This is a genomic window from Bacterioplanoides sp. SCSIO 12839, from assembly GCF_024397975.1.
Lineage (GTDB): Bacteria > Pseudomonadota > Gammaproteobacteria > Pseudomonadales > Oceanobacteraceae > Bacterioplanoides.
This window is the reverse complement of record NZ_CP073745.1, coordinates 2,454,049-2,472,343: the sequence shown is the minus strand read 5'-3', so window position 1 is coordinate 2,472,343 and position 18,295 is coordinate 2,454,049. Positions and strand designations below refer to the sequence as shown.

17 protein-coding genes are annotated in these 18,295 nt (G+C 47.9%); 11 read left to right on the top strand and 6 right to left on the bottom strand.

Annotation, left to right across the window (positions count from 1 at the left end; all coding sequences use genetic code 11):
• Positions 1–6 precede the first annotated feature (6 nt).
• From KFF03_RS11390 to KFF03_RS11380, 3 genes are read left to right on the top strand one after another with little or no spacing between them, the layout of a single operon-like run.
• Positions 7–702, top strand: coding sequence for a response regulator transcription factor (locus tag KFF03_RS11390; RefSeq protein WP_255857042.1), 696 nt, complete (start codon positions 7–9; stop codon positions 700–702).
• 4 nt (positions 703–706) lie between these two features.
• Complete coding sequence (locus KFF03_RS11385) at positions 707–1,735, top strand: FecR domain-containing protein (protein WP_255857041.1); 1,029 nt, start codon at positions 707–709, stop codon at positions 1,733–1,735.
• Positions 1,735–4,329, top strand: a complete 2,595-nt coding sequence (locus KFF03_RS11380) for a CHASE2 and HATPase_c domain-containing protein (protein WP_255857040.1) — start codon at positions 1,735–1,737, stop codon at positions 4,327–4,329. Before KFF03_RS11385 ends, KFF03_RS11380 begins: the two co-directional genes overlap by 1 nt.
• 5 nt (positions 4,330–4,334) lie before the next feature.
• Here the strand turns inward: KFF03_RS11380 and KFF03_RS11375 are convergent, their stop codons facing one another.
• Complete coding sequence (locus tag KFF03_RS11375; protein ID WP_255857039.1) at positions 4,335–4,706, bottom strand: DUF3060 domain-containing protein; 372 nt, start codon at positions 4,704–4,706, stop codon at positions 4,335–4,337.
• Between the two features lie 169 nt (positions 4,707–4,875).
• On the opposite strand from KFF03_RS11375, the gene KFF03_RS11370 reads away from it, so the two are divergent.
• The 7 genes from KFF03_RS11370 (at position 4,876) to nqrF (ending at position 12,568) form a co-directional block, all read left to right on the top strand.
• Positions 4,876–6,324: a glyceraldehyde-3-phosphate dehydrogenase gene (locus tag KFF03_RS11370; protein WP_255857038.1), complete on the top strand. Its 1,449-nt coding sequence runs from the start codon at positions 4,876–4,878 to the stop codon at positions 6,322–6,324.
• 387 nt (positions 6,325–6,711) lie between these two features.
• Entirely contained in the window at positions 6,712–8,046 is a 1,335-nt protein-coding gene (locus tag KFF03_RS11365; protein ID WP_255857037.1) for a Na(+)-translocating NADH-quinone reductase subunit A, read from the top strand.
• Positions 8,046–9,257: an NADH:ubiquinone reductase (Na(+)-transporting) subunit B gene (locus KFF03_RS11360; RefSeq protein WP_255860903.1), complete on the top strand. Its 1,212-nt coding sequence runs from the start codon at positions 8,046–8,048 to the stop codon at positions 9,255–9,257. Before KFF03_RS11365 ends, KFF03_RS11360 begins: the two co-directional genes overlap by 1 nt.
• Positions 9,247–10,059: a Na(+)-translocating NADH-quinone reductase subunit C gene (locus KFF03_RS11355; RefSeq protein ID WP_255857036.1), complete on the top strand. Its 813-nt coding sequence runs from the start codon at positions 9,247–9,249 to the stop codon at positions 10,057–10,059. The genes KFF03_RS11360 and KFF03_RS11355 overlap by 11 nt, the downstream gene beginning before the upstream one ends.
• A complete protein-coding gene (locus KFF03_RS11350) occupies positions 10,059–10,718 on the top strand; it encodes an NADH:ubiquinone reductase (Na(+)-transporting) subunit D (RefSeq protein ID WP_255857035.1) in 660 nt (219 codons plus the stop codon). The genes KFF03_RS11355 and KFF03_RS11350 overlap by 1 nt, the downstream gene beginning before the upstream one ends.
• A complete protein-coding gene (nqrE, locus tag KFF03_RS11345; RefSeq protein ID WP_255857034.1) occupies positions 10,718–11,332 on the top strand; it encodes an NADH:ubiquinone reductase (Na(+)-transporting) subunit E in 615 nt (204 codons plus the stop codon). Before KFF03_RS11350 ends, nqrE begins: the two co-directional genes overlap by 1 nt.
• Positions 11,333–11,344: 12 nt before the next feature.
• Positions 11,345–12,568, top strand: a complete 1,224-nt coding sequence (nqrF, locus tag KFF03_RS11340; protein WP_255857033.1) for an NADH:ubiquinone reductase (Na(+)-transporting) subunit F — start codon at positions 11,345–11,347, stop codon at positions 12,566–12,568.
• Positions 12,569–12,640: 72 nt separating this feature from the next.
• Here nqrF and KFF03_RS11335 read toward each other — a convergent pair whose 3' ends face one another.
• Positions 12,641–13,669, bottom strand: a complete 1,029-nt coding sequence (locus tag KFF03_RS11335) for an AraC family transcriptional regulator (protein WP_255857032.1) — start codon at positions 13,667–13,669, stop codon at positions 12,641–12,643.
• A gap of 152 nt (positions 13,670–13,821) precedes the next feature.
• Here KFF03_RS11335 and KFF03_RS11330 point away from each other — a divergent pair, with 152 nt between their 5' ends.
• On the top strand, positions 13,822–14,823 hold the full coding sequence (locus tag KFF03_RS11330) for an AraC family transcriptional regulator (protein ID WP_255857031.1): 1,002 nt from the start codon (positions 13,822–13,824) through the stop codon (positions 14,821–14,823).
• Positions 14,824–14,845: 22 nt separating this feature from the next.
• Here KFF03_RS11330 and KFF03_RS11325 read toward each other — a convergent pair whose 3' ends face one another.
• Genes KFF03_RS11325 through KFF03_RS11310 form a run of 4 tightly spaced genes read right to left on the bottom strand, consistent with a single transcriptional unit; the run spans position 14,846 to position 18,275 of the window.
• Positions 14,846–15,235: a tautomerase family protein gene (locus tag KFF03_RS11325; RefSeq protein WP_255857030.1), complete on the bottom strand. Its 390-nt coding sequence runs from the start codon at positions 15,233–15,235 to the stop codon at positions 14,846–14,848.
• 10 nt (positions 15,236–15,245) lie between these two features.
• A complete protein-coding gene (locus tag KFF03_RS11320; protein WP_255857029.1) occupies positions 15,246–15,563 on the bottom strand; it encodes a hypothetical protein in 318 nt (105 codons plus the stop codon).
• 25 nt (positions 15,564–15,588) lie between these two features.
• The gene (locus KFF03_RS11315) at positions 15,589–16,821 is read right to left on the bottom strand and encodes an iron-containing alcohol dehydrogenase (protein WP_255857028.1); all 1,233 of its coding nucleotides are present in this window, start codon (positions 16,819–16,821) and stop codon (positions 15,589–15,591) included.
• An 8-nt stretch (positions 16,822–16,829) separates the two neighbouring features.
• Entirely contained in the window at positions 16,830–18,275 is a 1,446-nt protein-coding gene (locus KFF03_RS11310) for a coniferyl aldehyde dehydrogenase (RefSeq protein ID WP_255857027.1), read from the bottom strand.
• Between the last annotated feature and the right edge of the window lie 20 nt (positions 18,276–18,295).

The following is an 18,295-nucleotide window of genomic DNA, read 5'->3' as shown; positions in this document are numbered from 1 at the left end:
TTTTTTGTGTTAATTGCTTATCTTGAAGATGATCCGGATCAGGCTGCTAATGTCACTGGCTGGTTTGAGGAGTTTGGGTTCGAATATGAGCATTTCAGTCAGGCTCAGGCATTGTTGAAGCGCCTTAAAGATCGCAATTTTGATGCGGCAGTACTCGACTGGGAGCTGCCGGATATGCCAGGCACGGAAGCATTGCGCCAGATTCGTGAGAAGTACCATCAGGACTTACCAGTGCTGTTTTGCTCCATGCGCGACAGTGAAGAGGATGTCGTTACAGCACTGGAATTAGGGGCTGATGACTATATGCGTAAACCGTTGTTGAAAACGGAGCTGAAGGCGCGTCTGACATCTTTGTTACGCCGGATTAAAGGCCCTGAAGCTGGAGATGGGCGTGTTTTAGAGCATGGCCCTTATCGTTTTGAAATGCAGAATCGTCAGGCTTTTTGTGATGGTAATCCGGTTGATATGACGGATAAAGATTTCGAATTGGCGACCTGCCTGTTCGATAACATCGGCCGAATTATGTCCCGTAGTTTCTTATTAGATGCGGTCTGGGGTGTGTCAACGGATCTGAATACCCGCACCGTTGATGTGCATATCAGTCGTGTGCGCAAAGCATTAGGAATAACTCCAGCCAGTGGTTTCCGTATTAAAACGATTTACCAGCATGGTTATCGGTTAGAGCGTATCGATCAGGGATAAGGTTATGTGGCGTGTTGTTTTATTGTTGCTGCCGTTTTTATTCTTTTCGCCTGTGGCAAGTGCAGAAGAAAAAGATCCGGATTGGTTGTATGAAGTCAAAGTGACGGACACCATCTGGGATATTTGCAAAAGTTATGTCGCTGATAACCAATGCTGGCGTAAGCTGGTGGAATACAATCAGGTTAAAACGCCCAAATATTTGCCGCCTGGTACGGTGCTTAAAATCCCAAGGTCCTGGTTGAAGCCGGCCTTGGCTCAGGCACTGGTAATTGCGGTTGAAGGTGAGGTGAGTGTCTCCCGGGAAAATCAGCCGGATGAAACCATGCTGGCGATAGGCGATAAGCTCAATCGTTCTGATGTTGTGACTGCCCGCAATGGTAGTGCAATGATTCAGTTTGCGGATGATTCCAGGTTATTGCTCAAGCCCAATAGTTCTGTCCGTATGGAAGGTCTGCGTTATTACCAGCGTGGTGGTATTGCTGACACTCAGATTCGCTTATTAAAAGGGCGTGTCAAAGCCAGTGTGGAAAAATTACGCGGTGCCGGAAGTCGCTTTGATATTACAACACCTGCAGCTGTTGCTGCGGTGCGTGGCACTGAATTCCGCGTGGGGCTGGATACCGAAGACGGTAAGGCGGTGATGTTAACTGAGCTTTTGGAGGGTGGCTTGAACCTTGAGAACGATCAGGGTGAGCAAACACTCAGTTCGGGTGAGGGGTTGCGGGCGATTGAAGGTGAGGTGTTGCCTGAGCCGGTGAAATTATTGCCACGCCCGCGATTGGACTTTTCGGCCAGTAAAGAAATCACATTGCCCCATCAGTTGCGCTGGTTTGCGGTTGAGGGAGCCCAAAAGTATCGCGTATCGCTGCGTAAAAATACTGTTCTGTTGTGGGAGATGGAAACCTTTGACCCTGAGTTTGAACTGGACTTACCTCAGGACGGAGAGTACGAAGTTCAGATCAGTGCGGTTGATCAGTTTGGTTTCGAAGGGCAGGCCAGGCGTCTGAAGATGGCGACCGCGACGGATATTTAATGACAAGGAATACGTTGGTTTCTGACCGGCCATTGCTGATTCTTGCTGTGGTGCTCATTATTCTGGTTAATCTCAACCTGGATTATCACTGGTCGAGTTCTGCTGATTTTTTTATTTATGATCGCATGATGCAGCAGTCCGGTCTGCCTGAATCGAATGACATTGCGGTGATTGAAATTGATGATCAGAGTCTGTCATTGATCGGTGAATGGCCCTGGGATCGGGCGTTTCATGCTGAGTTAATCAACGTACTGTCGGATGCCAAAGCAAAAGTGGTTGCTTACAATCTGGCGTTTGGGTCTGGCAATGCACCATTGACCAGTAGTGATTATGTGCTGGCTGAGGCTATTCGCCGCAATGGTCATGTTGTTTTGCCGGTATATTTTGACCGGGTGTTTAATGCGGGTCCGCTTGAGCTGGTGTTGCCGCATGCAGCGCTGGTCGATGAAGCGGCGTTAGGGCATGTTAATGTCTACCTTGATGATGATGGTGTTTATCGCCAGCTGAAAGTGCATGATGCACTCCATACCAATGTTCAGGCCGACTCTCTTTTTCCTGCTTCTGTGTCGCAGAATTGGCCACACTTTTCTTTGCGGGCGTTCTCATTGGTGAATCCAGAGAAAAGCCAGAACTATCAAAACCTGGATGAGCTGTTTATTCGCTTTTCTGCCAATCCTCACCCATTTCAACACTATTCGTTTGTGGATGTGATTACCGGCGAAATTGATCCGGCAGCGTTTTATCAGAAAGTGGTATTTGTTGGGGTTACGGCGACATCCATTGGTGACCCCTTAATTACTCCGGTGAGTCAGGATGGCCGGCAAACGGCAGCGGTCGATATCAACGCCAATGTGTATCAGATGTTGGCGCAGGGGAAGGGGATCCAATCCTTGCCACAGTGGCTCGGATATATTCTTAATACCTTGGCGATTGTTGTAATGGTTGTGTTAATTCCCAGACTCTCCATTGCTTCTCAACTATTTTTTTCGCTGGTGATGTTGGCACTTTTTGTGGCTTCTCTGTCGGTCATGATGCAGATGGGGTATTGGTATCGTATGGCAGGCATTGGCCTGACATTGCTATTTATTCCTTTTGCCTGGAATGCCATTCGTTTGTCTCGTTTATTTGCTTATTTCAGAACGGAAACGTTACGTCTGGAAAAGACACGCCGTGAAAATAGTTTCCACTTTTCTGATCACCTTTCGCTAAGAGATGAAGCAGCTCTTGAAAACCTGTTAAGGGTGTTGGGTGTTGAGCGTTATAAATTGTCGGTGCAGGAAAATATTTCAGTAGAATCACACTATGCGCTGTATAAAACACTACCGGTTCAATTATCCGATGATGCGTATTTTCTGCATTTGTTATTTAAAGAATACGGACGCAAGGAGCAGCGGCAGGTGTCTTTGTTGTCAGCTTCGTTATCGGCACATTTGTCAGAAAGTTCGAGGCAGTCTCAGTCTGAAAATAGTAGTGATATTTTTTCCCGACAAATGAATCTGGTTCAGGATTATCAGGATTATATTGCCGCCAGTCAGCACTTGTTTGAGTCAAGTATTCAGGGACTGAGCTCGGCAGTTCTGGTTGCGGATTTAAGTGGTAACCTGCTGTTTCGTAATACCCTGGTTGCCTCATGGCTGGATGGCGGGAAAGCAGAAAACCTTTATGTCATGTTAGAGCGTTGTCAGTTGGTTGGCCGTGTTACCTGGTCCGATGTCTGGCAGCAGGCCGTGCTGACAGAGCAGGAGATGGGTTCAGAGTCGGTGGCGGGTTCTCAGCAGGTAGTAGGCGTCGAGGCCCGGCTTGAACGTGACAATGATGTCATGGATGTGGCTATCAATATTGTCTGCTTTGAGGATAAGCGAACTGGTTTACCCGTACTTGTGGTAAATATCTCGGATATCTCTCAGATCAAAAAGGCGCAGCGTGCACGTAACGAAATGATCGACTTTATTTCGCATGATATGCGCTCTCCGATTGCCTCATTGCAGTCGCTAGTGCGCCAGGCGGAGGACTCTCCTGGGGTGTTGTCGATGTCAGAGTTGCTGAAAAAAGTGGATGGACATAGTCGCCGCGCACTGAATTTTGCTGAAGAGTTTCTCAGTCTTGCCAAGGTCGAAAGTGACGATGATGTTCAGGTTTATGAGGTTGACCTGTATTCCGTCTCTCAGAATGCCGTTGATACACTGTATGAGCAGGCTGAAGAAAAGGGCATTGAGCTTAACCTTGAGGTTGATGATGATTGCTGGGTGATGGCTAATGGCGATTTACTCGAGCGAGTGATGATGAATTTATGCAGCAATGCTATTAAATACAGTCCGGAACATACGCAAGTCTCTGTGCTGATCAAAAGGGATGCGGAAGAGATTTGTGTTGAGGTCAGTGATCAGGGGCCGGGTATCCCGGCATCGTTACTACCCAACTTATTTAAGCCATTTCAACGTGGGGTCGGTCAGCCGGAGGCAAAAGCAAAAGGACTTGGTTTGGGGTTGAGATTTGTTGATGTTGCGCTGCAACGTCATGGAAGCCAGATTCAGGTTCGTTCTACTGAATCTGGGAGTACGTTTTATTTCAATTTGCCGGCTATTGATCTGTAGGTAGCTTAGTAATAGAAGCTACTGTTATTTGAGCCACGATCAGATATTTTAGTGTTTTGGTCATCGGCATGGATCTCATTGCCGTCGCCTGTGATGGTTATTTTTGTGGTGTTCCCAGCTGATACAACGAAGTTGCGGTTGCCGCGGATATCAATCTCATATGGCTCGCCATCAATATAAACATAGTTCTCGTTCCCGGTGACTCTGTATATTTCGTCGTCTGTTGCCGTGAAGTTGTAACTACTTATATCACTTTCGGAAATAGTGATTATTTCTCTGCTGCTAGCGAAGCCTCCGCCGGCTTCAATGATATTCTCGTCACCACCGCAGGCAGTTAAGGCTAAAGATAAGATAAGCGCAAGAGATGTGTTTCTCATGTAAAGTCCCTTTACTATTTAGAATCCTGATTAGCCTGTAATTATGTTTGTAACTGGCTCCTGAGTAAAGCCCGATAGTTGTTATTGATTAATTGTGCCATTGCTTAAAAAACGGCATAATACGCACCCCAAATTTTGCCACTCACTTTAAATATTGGAAGGTGACACCGTGAGCCAAGATATGCGCGAAGCTTGTTTACAGGACTGGATGGATCGTGAATCAATTGCTGAAGCAATGATTCCTCTGATTGGTGGTCTGTACCGTAAAAATAACGTTGTGACTGCTTTGTATGGCCGTCCAATCATCAATCGCTCTGTGATTGAGCTGCTGAAGGCGCATCGTTTTGTGCGTCATATGGAGTCTCAGGAGCTGTCTGTTCATGACACCTATCCAATCCTGAAAGCGTTAAGCGAGCTGAACGTTGCCCGTGCTCACGTTGATCTGGGTAAGATGGCAGTTAAATTCCGCAATGAAGCGAATGGTCGTGACGTTAACGAATTTGTTGCTGATGAATTAAAAGACGTTGTTGGTCAGTCTCCTGCTGAAGGTGAGAATCGCGATGTTGTTCTGTACGGTTTTGGTCGTATCGGTCGTTTGTTAGCTCGCATCCTGATTGAGAAATCTGGTGGTGGTAATGGCCTGCGCCTGCGTGCAATCGTTGTACGTCGTGGTAAAGGCGATGACCTGGTTAAGCGTGCATCTTTGCTGCGTCGTGACTCTATCCACGGTACTTTCCGCGGCACCTTGACCGTTGATCACGAAAACGAAGCGCTGATCGCTAATGGTAACTACATCAAAATCATTTACGCCAATAACCCGGCTGAAATCGATTACACCGAGTACGGCATTAACAATGCGCTGGTGATCGATAATACGGGTGTGTGGCGTGATGAAGCTGGCCTGGGTCAGCACCTGGAAGCGAAAGGCACTGCTCGTGTGCTGCTGACGGCTCCGGGCAAAGGTGATCTGAAAAACGTTGTATACGGCATTAACAATAATGTTATTGAAGCTGAAGATAAGATTCTGTCTGCTGCTTCTTGTACAACTAATGCCATCACTCCGGTTCTGAAAGTCATGAACGATGCCTATGGCATTGATAACGGTCACGTTGAGACTGTTCACTCATACACAAATGACCAGAACCTGATCGATAACTATCACAAAGGTGACCGTCGTGGTCGTTCAGCACCGCTGAACATGGTTATCACTGAAACCGGTGCTGCTTCTGCTGTAGCAAAAGCCTTGCCTGAGCTGAAAGGTAAGCTGACGGGTAACGCGATTCGTGTTCCTACGCCAAATGTTTCTATGGCGATTCTGTCGCTGAACCTGAATAAAGACGTGACTGCGGAAGAGGTGAATGACTTCCTGCGTGAACAGTCTCTGCATTCTGACGTTCAGAAGCAGATTGACTGGGTGAACTCTCCAGAAGTGGTTTCTACCGACTTCGTAGGTAACAGTCATGCGGGTATCGTTGACGCTAAAGCAACCATTGCTAACGGCAATCGCGTGAATCTGTATGTTTGGTACGATAACGAATACGGTTACAGCCGCCAGGTTGTTCGTATCGCACAGCAAGTGTGTGGTGTGGATTATCCGGTATTCCCGGCGCGTGGTTAATTCCCTGAATTAATCATTTTGCTGAATAAAAAGCCATTGCCCTTGCAATGGCTTTTTTTTGTCTAAAATTTAAACATGGAGTGGCTGGCACCTGAGTCCTTAATCTGAACCAGAGTAGCGAATTGATTGCAAACTGAAGTTGTGAAGTGAAAAGGGCAATCAATTGGTCTTAACAGCGGTAGATTAATCATGGTGTGGTCATTATACTTAGCGCGATTTTTTACTGGGAAATGGGTCCAAGTGCTTGTTTCCAAATATAAAATTGAACAGAACTTAACCAAGAGTTTGTTTTGCGTACAGCAACCCTGGATGAGAGGGCTTTGGTGTGCGTCTTTTTGTGTATTTGGAAATCAGTATCTTAGGGTCAACTGTGATTAGGCGAGGCGTATGATCAACATCAAGAAGGGTCTCGACTTACCAATCACCGGAACACCTGAGCAAGTCATTTCAGATTCGGCCAAAGTAACGGAAGTTGCTTTGGTTGGTCCGGATTACGTGGGTATGAAGCCTACGATGGCGGTTCAGGTCGGTGATCGAGTCAAGAAAGGCCAGGTGATTTTCACCGACAAAAAAACAGAAGGGGTGCAATACACAGCACCAGCTGCGGGTACAGTGAAAGCTGTTAACCGTGGTGAGCGTCGTGTGTTTCAGTCGGTTGTGATTGAAATCGACGGTAACGACGAAGAAACCTTCAGCTCTTACTCAGCGGGTCAGCTGGGTTCACTGTCTGCTGCAGATGTACAGGATAATCTGGTGAAATCCGGATTGTGGACGGCGCTGCGCACTCGCCCTTATTCCCGTGTTCCGGCACTGGATAGCAAGCCGGAAGCGATTTTTGTCACCGCAATGGATACCAATCCGTTGGCGGCGAATCCTGAGCTTGTGATCAATGAGCAGGCTGACAATTTTAAAGCAGGTTTACAGGTACTGAAGCGTCTGACTGAAGGCACTCTGTACGTATGTAAAGCGCCTGCTGCAAATATCCCAACCGCGGGTGTTGAGCAGACTGAAGAATTTGGCGGTAAGCACCCGGCTGGTCTGGCGGGTACGCATATTCACTTCCTGCATCCAGTCAGTGAAAACCGCACGGTATGGAGCATTGGTTACCAGGATGTTATCGCATTTGGTGCCCTGTTCCTGACCGGCAAAATTTACACCGATCGTGTGGTTGCTCTGGCAGGTCCACAGGTGAATAAACCTCGCCTGGTTCGTGTACCTCAGGGCGCTAACCTGGATCAGGTAACAGCAGGTGAAACCAAAGGCGGTGAAAACCGTGTGGTATCTGGCTCTGTATTTGGTGGCCGCACGGCTGCTAACGGTCATCAGTTCCTGGGTCGCTTCCACAATCAAGTATCTGTGCTGGAAGAAGGCCGTGATCGCCCGATGTTGCATTACCTGACAGCGGGTACTGAGCGCTTCTCTGTGATGCCGATCTACCTGTCAAAATTGATGAACAAGTTGTTCCCAATGACCACAACCACCAATGGTTCTGAACGTGCCATGGTACCTGTGGGCGCTTACGAGCGTGTGATGCCATTAGATGTTCTGCCGACTCAGCTGCTGCGTGCTCTGATCGTTGAAGACATGGAAACGGCCATCAACCTGGGTGCGCTGGAACTGGACGAAGACGATTTAGCCCTGTGTAGCTTTGTTTGCCCGGGTAAATACGAATACGGCCCAATCCTGCGTCAAAACTTAACTCGAATCGAAGCGGAGGGTTAATCATGCTGCGTTCTATGCTCGATAAACTTGAACCTCACTTCGTGAAGGGTGGCAAGTACGAAAAAATGTATCCACTGTACGAAGCCATTGATACTGGCTTGTACTCTCCGCCAAACGTTACCAATAACACGGCACACGTGCGTGATGGTATCGACCTGAAGCGTATTATGATCACCGTGTGGATCTGTACCTTTCCGGCGTTATTTTTCGGCATGTACAACATTGGTCTGCAGGCGAATGAAGCCATTGCAGTCGGTGCAGGTACTGTAATCGAAGGCTGGCGCGAATGGCTGATCGCTCTACTGGGCGGTGGTGCTCACAATGCGGCCAGCGTGTGGGACAACATGGTGTTTGGTGCCGCTTACTTCCTGCCAGTATATGCCACGGTATTTATTGTGGGTGGTTTCTGGGAAGTATTATTTGCCACCATTCGTAAGCACGAAGTGAACGAAGGTTTCTTCGTAACCTCGGTACTGTTTGCTCTGATCCTGCCGCCAAGCATCCCGCTGTGGCAAGTGGCCCTGGGTATCAGCTTTGGTGTGGTGATTGGTAAGGAAATTTTCGGTGGCACCGGTAAAAACTTCCTTAACCCGGCACTGACTGGCCGTGCATTCCTGTTCTTCGCCTATCCAGCCGACATGTCTGGTAATGCGGTTTGGACTGCAGTTGATGGTTTCTCTGGTGCAACTGCGCTGGGTACGGCTGCTGAGCAAGGTGTCGTGAATGGCCAGATTGGTGATATCACCTGGTTTGATGCCTTCTTTGGTTTGATTCAGGGTTCTATGGGTGAAACCTCTACTCTGGCGATCCTGATTGGTGGTGTTGTGCTGATGACCATGGGCATTGCTTCCTGGCGTATTGTGCTGGGTGTGTTCCTGGGCATGGTAGCAACCACGCTGCTGTTCAACGGTATTGGCTCTGACACTAATCCAATGATGGCGATGCCTTGGTACTGGCACTTAGTGGTCGGTGGTTTTGCCTTCGGTATGATCTTTATGGCAACCGATCCGGTATCCGCTTCCATGACCAACAAAGGCAAATTCGTCTTTGGTGCGTTGATCGGCTTCATGGTGGTCATGATCCGTGTGATCAACCCAGCCTTCCCGGAAGGTATGATGCTGGCGATTCTGTTTGCCAACCTGTTTTCCCCTCTGATCGACCACTTTGTGGTTCAGGCCAACATCAAGCGGAGGACTGCTCGTGTCAGCTAATAACGACAGTATTCAAAAAACCTTATTGGTAGCGATTCTGCTGTGTCTGGTGTGCTCGATCATCGTCGCCGGCGCTGCTGTATCCCTGAAGCCAATTCAGCTGGCAAATAAGCAGCTGGATAAAAACTACAACATCTTATTAGCAGCAGGTCTGGTTGAAGGCGGTGTTAAGCCGTCAGCGGATGAGATCAAAAAGCTGTTTGAAGAGAATATCACGCCAAAAGTTGTGAACCTGGCTGAAGGCCGTTACGCAACGGCTGCTGAGCTGGACGAAATCAAAGCGGCAGGTTACAACCCTGAAGCTTATGACCAGCGTAAAGCGGCCAAAGATCCAGCGCTGTCTGCCAAGCTGGCAGCTGATAAAGATCTGGCCAGCATTCGTCGTCAAGCTACGTTTGCTGCGGTTTATACCGTAGAAAACAATGGCATCGTCGAGAAGATGGTTCTGCCGGTACACGGTTATGGTCTGTGGTCTACCCTGTATGGCTTCCTGGCTTTGGAAGGTGATCTGCAAACCGTTGTGGGTTTAGGTTTCTACTCTCACGCTGAAACCCCAGGACTGGGTGGTGAAGTGGATAACCCATCCTGGAAAGCACTGTGGAACGGCAAAAAGCTGTATGACGCAGAGGGTGATCTGGCGATTCAAGTGGTTAAAGGTAAAGCACCCGCTGATGACATGAACAGTGTTGATGGCCTGTCAGGTGCAACCCTGACCAGTAAAGGTGTTTCTAACCTGGTTCAATTCTGGGTCGGTGAGAACGGCTTCGGCAAGTTCCTGGCGACTGCTAAAGGAGGTGCTTAATGTCTGTTAAGTCCGTATTAACCGAACCTTTATTCTCCCAGAACCCGATTGCGGTTCAGATTCTGGGTGTATGTTCTGCGCTGGCGGTAACCACCAGCTTGCAGGTAACTCTGGTTATGTGTATTGCACTGACCTCGGTAACTGCGTTTTCTAACCTGGGTATTGCACTGATTCGTAACCATATCCCTAACAATATTCGTATCATCGTACAGATGATCATTATTGCCTCGCTGGTAATTGTGGTGGACCAGATACTGAAAGCCTACGCTTATGAAATCAGTAAGCAGCTGTCGGTATTCGTCGGTCTGATTATTACCAACTGTATCGTAATGGGTCGTGCCGAAGCATTCGCTATGAAGAATGGCCCGGTACTGAGCTTCTTCGATGGTATTGGTAATGGCTTGGGTTATTCCGTAGTACTGATCGTGGTTGCTGTGGTACGTGAGCTGTTTGGTGCTGGTTCTCTGATGGGTATCGAAATCCTGCCGCTGGTCACTAACGGTGGCTGGTATCAGTCCAACGGTCTGTTGTTGTTACCACCAAGTGCGTTCTTCATTATTGGTCTGTTCATTTGGGCACTGCGCAGCTGGAAGACTGAACAAGTGGAAGCAGCAGATTTCAAAATTCTGCCGAACACTGAGAATGGAGGTCACCACTAATGGAACACTACATCAGTTTATTCGTTAAGGCTGTGTTTGTTGAAAACATGGCGTTGGCCTTCTTCCTGGGCATGTGTACCTTCCTGGCAATCTCCAAGAAGATTCAGACCGCTCTGGGCTTAGGTGTTGCCGTGATTGTGGTACTGGCGATTACTGTGCCGGTTAACAACCTGATCTACACCTACGTATTAAAAGAAGGTGCCTGGGCTTGGATGGGGCCGGATTACGCTTCTGTTGACCTGAGCTTCTTAGGTCTGCTGACTTACATCGGTGTTATTGCAGCGATGGTTCAGATTCTGGAGATGGTTCTGGATAAATACGTACCAGCGCTGTACAACGCACTGGGCGTATTCCTGCCGTTGATCACCGTGAACTGCGCCATCATGGGTGCCTCCCTGTTCATGGTAGAGCGTGACTACAACTTCGCTGAGTCGACCGTTTATGGTATCGGCGCAGGCGTAGGTTGGGCGCTGGCGATCACTGCGCTGGCAGGTATTCGTGAAAAACTGAAGTACAGCGACGTACCGGCAGGTCTGCAAGGTTTGGGTATTACCTTTATGACTGTTGGCTTGATGTCTCTGGGCTTTATGTCTTTCTCCGGCGTATCACTGTAAGGAGCGATCACTATGAGTCCAGAAATTATCCTCGGCGTAGTGATGTTCACGGTTATCGTACTGTCTCTGGTAGCGGTAATTCTGAGCGCACGTGCCAAGCTGGTTAGCACCGGTAAAGTAAAAATCCTGATCAACGGTGAAACCACCGTTGAAACTGAAGCCGGTGGCAAGCTGCTGCAAACACTGGCGGCCAACAACATCTTCCTGTCATCGGCTTGTGGTGGCGGTGGTACCTGTGCCCAGTGTAAGTGCCAGGTTACCGATGGTGGTGGCTCTATGCTGCCAACCGAAGAGTCTCACTTCACCAAAGGTGAAGCGCGCGAAGGCTGGCGTCTGTCGTGTCAGGTGCCGGTTAAGCAAGACATGGTTGTTGAAGTGGATGAAGAAGTATTCGGTGTTAAGAAGTGGGAGACCACGGTTGAATCGAACCCGAATATGGCTACCTTTATTAAAGAGCTGACCCTGCGTCTGCCAGAAGGTGAAAACGTTGATTTCCGTGCCGGTGGTTACGTTCAGTTGGAGTGTCCTCCATTTGAAATTAACTTCTCTGACTTCGATATCGAAGAACAGTACCGTGGTGACTGGGAACACTTTGGCTTCTTCGACCTGAAGACAGTGAACAAAGAAAACGTGATCCGTGCTTACTCCATGGCTAACTACCCGGAAGAGAAGGGTGTGGTTAAGTTCAATATCCGTATTGCAACGCCACCTCCGGGCACAACCGGAATTAACCCGGGCATCATGTCGTCTTACGTGTTCAACCTGAAGCCAGGTGACAAGGTAACCGTATATGGTCCGTTTGGTGAGTTCTTCGCTAAAGACACCGATGCCGAAATGGTATTCATCGGTGGTGGTGCGGGTATGGCGCCAATGCGTTCTCATATCTTCGACCAGCTGAAGCGTCTGAAGTCCGATCGTAAGATCAGCTTCTGGTACGGTGCACGTTCCCTGAAAGAACTGTTCTATCAGGATGAGTACGATGCTTTAGCGGAGCAATTCCCGAATTTCGAATGGCACGTGGCGATGTCTGACCCGCAGCCAGAAGATAACTGGGAAGGTCTGACAGGCTTTATTCACAACGTGCTGTTGGAGAATTACCTGAAAGATCACCCGGCACCGGAAGATTGTGAGTTCTACATGTGTGGGCCACCAATCATGAACCAATCGGTGATCAAGATGTTAGAAAACCTGGGCGTAGAACCAGAAAACATCTTATTGGATGACTTCGGCGGTTAATTGCTAATCTCTGATGATCCTGAAAAGCCCGGCTAAGTTTACTTAGCCGGGCTTTTTTATGTTGTGCTGTTGTCAGGGAAGAGAGCGTTGATACTCGCCAGGTGTCAGACCGGTCCAGCGCTTGAAGGCTTTATGGAAAGAGCTGAGATCATGAAACCCCAGATTGTAAGCCGTTTTGGATATAGGCTGTTTTTTATTATTGAGCATGTTTTTCGCCAGCACGGCTTTAAATTGATTCAGTTCATATTGGAAACTGGTCTCTTCTTGCTGGAGATGACGCTGGAGCGTGCGTGGTGTCATATTAAAGTGACAGGCCGTTTGCTCAATATCGGGTAGCGCTGCGAAATCCTGAGTTCTTAAATAACGCCAGATACGGGTTGCGAGAGCATCACTCAGTTCGATGTCTTCGATTAAGGATTGCAGCTCAGCTGCCAGCAATTTGGCAACTCTGGGGCTTGGGTTATAGATGGGCTGTTCCAGTACCGCGATGGGAAAAATAACCTGGCTGTATTGTTGATCAAATTTAACCGGGCAGCCGAGAGTGCGCTCATATTCGGCCACAGAGCCTCCGGCCGAGTGCCGGAAATGTACTTCGATAGGCCTGTCGCTGTCGCAATAGTCGCGATTCATCACGAACGCTCCGATGTTGATCAAGGCCGATATATCTTGCTCTGCGACATGACGCATTGTATTTGCTTCATACTGACCGTCATAAATACGGTTGATAGCCAATTCCTTGGTGATGATGACCTGTGAGGCAAAAGCATTATTCAGTACAAACTCGGCGGCAAAAACCTGCTCAATGGCTTCACCTAATGAGTGGCAGTTCATCATGAGCTGACCAAGCAGGCCGAAATCCATTGGATGAATTCGCTCGCCGATGTGCAAACCAATGAGAGGGTCTTGTGTAAGCTGCTCCGCCTGTTGCCAGGTATCAAACAAAACATCAGCGGATACACGCTGAATATAGCGCTCGTCTTCATTCAGGGTGTTATCGTAATCATTGCCCTGAATAGCAGGGTAACCCATGCGTTTCAGGGCATTGGTAATAATGGACAGATAATGAACACTGACGGATGGGGTTCTCAGAGACTGCTTCATATACGCGATAGGTACTTTTTTCCGAGTATACAAAGAGTGGGCTCAAAAGGAATGAGTTGGTCTCATTTGGCTCAATGAGATGCATTCACAATGATATAAAGGAATAATAGCTTTATTGAACTGGATTAAACAAAGATGTGGCCTGAACCAGAATGAGATATGCCAAGAGTCTGAACCTGTTGTTTGAAGCCGCCAAAGAGCGGAATCTAAGTCCTGAGGATTGTCTCGTGGGCACGGGACTGAGTGTTGCCGGGTTGGCTGACGAAACAATGCGTTTGACGACGGCTCAGGAAGCCATCGCCATTGAAAATCTGGTGCGTGCTGCAGATGATGAGATCGGACTAGGCAGTGATGTTGGCCGTCGCATGCATGTGCATATGTTTGGTATTTGGGGCTTTGCTATCTTAACCAGCCCAACGTTACGTGCGGCGATTCAAACGGCAATTAAATTTATCAAACTATCGTTTGTGATTGCAGACATGAAATTATCTGAGTCGGATGATCGTGCCAGATTGGTATTCGGTATGAAACAGCTGCCGGAATCTATTCATGATTTTATTCTTGAGCGTCATGCCACGGTTGCCATAACTTTTATCAAAGAAATTCTGCAGCTATCGTATACAGATCCGTTTACGGTTGAAACGGTACGGAGCTCGCCACAGTATTGTGATCGTTTGTCAGCGGTAATGACGGTTAATGTGGCTGCTCGGGCAGTTCAGCCTGCACTGGCGTTTCCTGCTGAATGGCTTGATAAAGCGCTACCCAAATCAGACCCGCAGACTTTGCAATATTGCCTCAAGCAATGCGAAGTTTTATTGAAAGACAGTGACAATGAAATGATGCCGTGGTCAGCCCGGGTTCGTGAGGTTCTGATTGATCATATTGGCGAAGAAATCAAAATTGAACCTGTTGCCAGTCAATTTAACGTTACAGAGCGGACCTTACGCCGGCGGCTGACAGACGAGGGCAGTAGCTTTCGAGCTATCTATACCGATGTGCGTTTATCTGTTGCCTATGAGTTACTGGAAACAACCGGAATGAATACAGAGACGGTGTCGTGGCGTGTTGGCTACGCCGAGTCGGCCAGCTTTATCCGGGCTTTTACGAAAAAGTTCGGTAAAAAGCCCGGCGAGATAAAAAGAAAAAAGAGTTAGGCTTGCTAGGGCCTTCAGGTAGTTAGCTCTGGTGGTGCTTCAGCCATTGTTCTTCTTCTCCGGGCTCGGGTAATACTTCTCCGCCTTCCATTACCCAACTGGCCGGAACATCTAATAAAGTCATTCCTATTTTTTCATTCTCCAGAGATGCGTGATGGGCTATTGCGGCAGACATTTTTGTCGTTAGTGATATTTTTGTATCGTCATCACGGCCGTGCCTGATACTGCCCATTAGCATCACAGAGTAATCCGATAATGGTGGCATCGTAGCGTCTTCAAGAAAAAATACATGAACAAAGGTTCTTGGTGCGCCAGTCAACTGGCAGTGAATGTCCGTGATCTCAGTGGCAATGCGGGATTTCGCTGTGGCGGGAATCGTGCCTTTTATGGAATTACAAATATACAGTGGCATTAGATAATCCTTATTCTTGAGGGTCACGAACAGAAGTGACAATCTCATTGGCGGATAAACCGGTGTGGTGTTGAGCCAGGTCGCATAACTGATTTAATAAAGTGACGCGTTTATCCGTGGTTAATGCTTCATTCGCATGCAGGGAAATAATGATGGTTTTTGATGGCTCTGCAGCAGTAAAACCATCGCCTTCAGGAATGGAAATCCAGTTAATCTGGGCCTGTTCATTAAAAGCACGTAACGTGAAATGATTGATATCAGCTTGCAGTGCTTCAATAATGCCGTCTGATATCTGATTCTGTTGGACAATGCACATGACCGGAATCATATAAAAACTCCTGTTGGTTTTGTTATCAGGAAAAACAAAGATGACGACTACCGCTATGAACCGATTTAAGGATGACGGTGGCCTGTTCTTTTTTCATTACCCGCGGAACTGCATACGAACGCCGTGCTTCAGCAATCGCTTGTTGGGCAATGGCATTAAAATCTGTTGGCTGCAGATCTGTCAGGTTCACTGGGATATTCAGTGCATCCGATAACCGATCCACCCTGGCGATAAATTGTTGCGCCAGTTCCTGATCGGTTTCAGTCGTGGTTGTAACGCTTTGTCTGGCAGAATTGTTGGTTAATAATTGCTCAAGAGCGGCATAACGTTTTTGACAGCTTGACTGATTAAAACGCAGTACCCTTGGCAGAATGACAGCGTTCGCTAAGCCATGGGCAGTGTTGTAGTGAGCGCTGATCTGGTGAGAAATAGCATGCACATACCCCAGGCCAGCCTTATTAAACGCGTAACCAGCAAGAAACGATGCCACAGCAACCATCTCACGCGCATAAATATCGTCACCATTTTGATAGGCGGCGGGCAAAAAGCGAAATAATAAGCGAATAGCCGTTTCAGCATCCTGATCACTGTCGGCAAAATGATTTTTGGATGTATAAGCTTCAATCGCGTGTGTTAAAGCGTCCATACCGGTTGCTGCTGTTATGGCTGGCGGCAATGATTTTAATAATTCTGAATCCAGAGCAATGGCTTTTGGAATGTATTTAGGATCAACAAAAAACTGTTTTTTATGTGTTTCGCTGTCAGAAATAACTGCGGCACTGGTCACTTCAGAGCCAGTTCCTGATGTGGTTGGTACGGCATAGAATGGCAATAGTGGGTTGTCGACTTTTAAAATTCCGGTTAACTGAGTCAGTGGTTTTTTATTGGTGCTTGCTGCAGCTATGACTTTGGCAGCATCAATAGCGGACCCCCCGCCAACGACAAACACGGCGTCACAGTGGTTTTTTTTACTGCTGGCTAAGCCAGATTCGATCACTGCAAAGGTCGGGTTGGGAATAATGTCGGCATAGGTTGTCACAACACAACCACGTTTTTTCAGATGAGTTATCAGGCCATCCAACATGCCGTTGTCTAATAAAAAACGGTCAGTGATTAATAGCGGCCGTTGAATGCCACTATCAATCATAAAATCCGCCAGTTTTATGGCTGAATGCGCGCCCGAAAACATTAACGGTTTTTGTGAGGGGTAAAACGTAGCAAGTGCGCGCAATGCAAGTGTCATGATGGAATTAAACATGTGCAACCTCAGAACTTTTTGAAGCGACGTAATTGGAAATTAACAAAGAAATTGAAATATTTATTATTCCACGGAGCACCGATCAGATGATTGGCATCCAGTTTCCCTTTGATCACAACGCCTTTGGCTTTAGAAAAGTTCAGGAAGCCTTCTTTACCGTGATAATGCCCCATACCTGAAGGGCCTACGCCGCCAAATGGCATATCATCAACCACAGTATGCGTCATGACCTCATTGATGCAGACGCCACCTGAATGGGTTTTTTTTAATATTTTTTCACCACGGTTGCTGTCCCAGTCAAAGTAATACAGTGCCAGTGGGCGGTCGCGCTCGTTCACATAGTCAATAGCATCGTCGAGTGTGTCGTAGGGAATCACGGGCAGAATCGGACCAAAGATTTCTTCCTGGAAAACACGCATATCCGGAGTGACATTGGTCACCAGGTGCATAGGTAATTTTCGCGTGCCTTCGAAACTTTCATTCGCCGGATTAATGGTTCGAATGAGTGCCCCTTTTTGCTTGGCATCGTTCAGGTTATCCACTAATCGATCGCGCTGACGTTCAGTGATAATGGCGGTGTAATCCGGGTTATCACGGAGCGTTGGGTAATGTTGGCTGAAACTGCTGGTGAAAGCCTCGGCAAATTCTGAGACTTTACTTTTGGGGACTAAAACATAATCCGGTGACACACAGACTTGCCCGGCATTCAGGCCTTTACCAAAAGCGATGCGTTTAGCTGCTTCTTCGATTGGGAAACTGTCGTGAATAATGGCAGGTGACTTTCCTCCTAACTCCAATGTCACGGGGGGCAGGTTCTCTGCAGCAGCACGCATCACAATCCGGCCAACCTGAGTTGAGCCGGTAAAGACAATGTGGTCGAAGGCTAAGCGGGTAAATTCGGTCGCGACTTCAACGCCGCCATTAACCACGACCACTTCGTGCTCAGAAAAATGTTTGCCCAGCATCTCCTCGAGAACTTTGCCGGTTTCCGGTGCAAATTCCGAAGTCTTGATCATGGCACGATTACCGGCCGCAAATGCTCCAACCAGTGGGGATAAGCCTAAAAATATCGGGAAATTCCACGGTACGACAATGCCAACCACACCTAACGGCTGGTAGTGAACTTTGGTTTTGGCCCCCATCAGCATGAGAGGGGTATGTCGATCAGATTGCTTCATCCATTTGCGCAGGTTCTTTTTGTTATACCGAATGCCTTCCAGAACCGGCAAAATTTCAATCATCATGGTTTCCGCACTGGCGCGGTTAGAAAAGTCCTGATTTACAGCGCTGACTAAGCGATCTTTATATTCCAGTAGTCCGGTATGCAATCTCTTTAATCGAGAGATGCGCTCATCGTATGACGTATCCGGAGTGCAATTGTAAGATTTTCGCATCGCGCCAAGAGAAGCGTTGAGCTGATCGTAGATAGAGTGACTGGTATCGGCTGAGGTCATGCTGTTACTCCCGTGCAGGT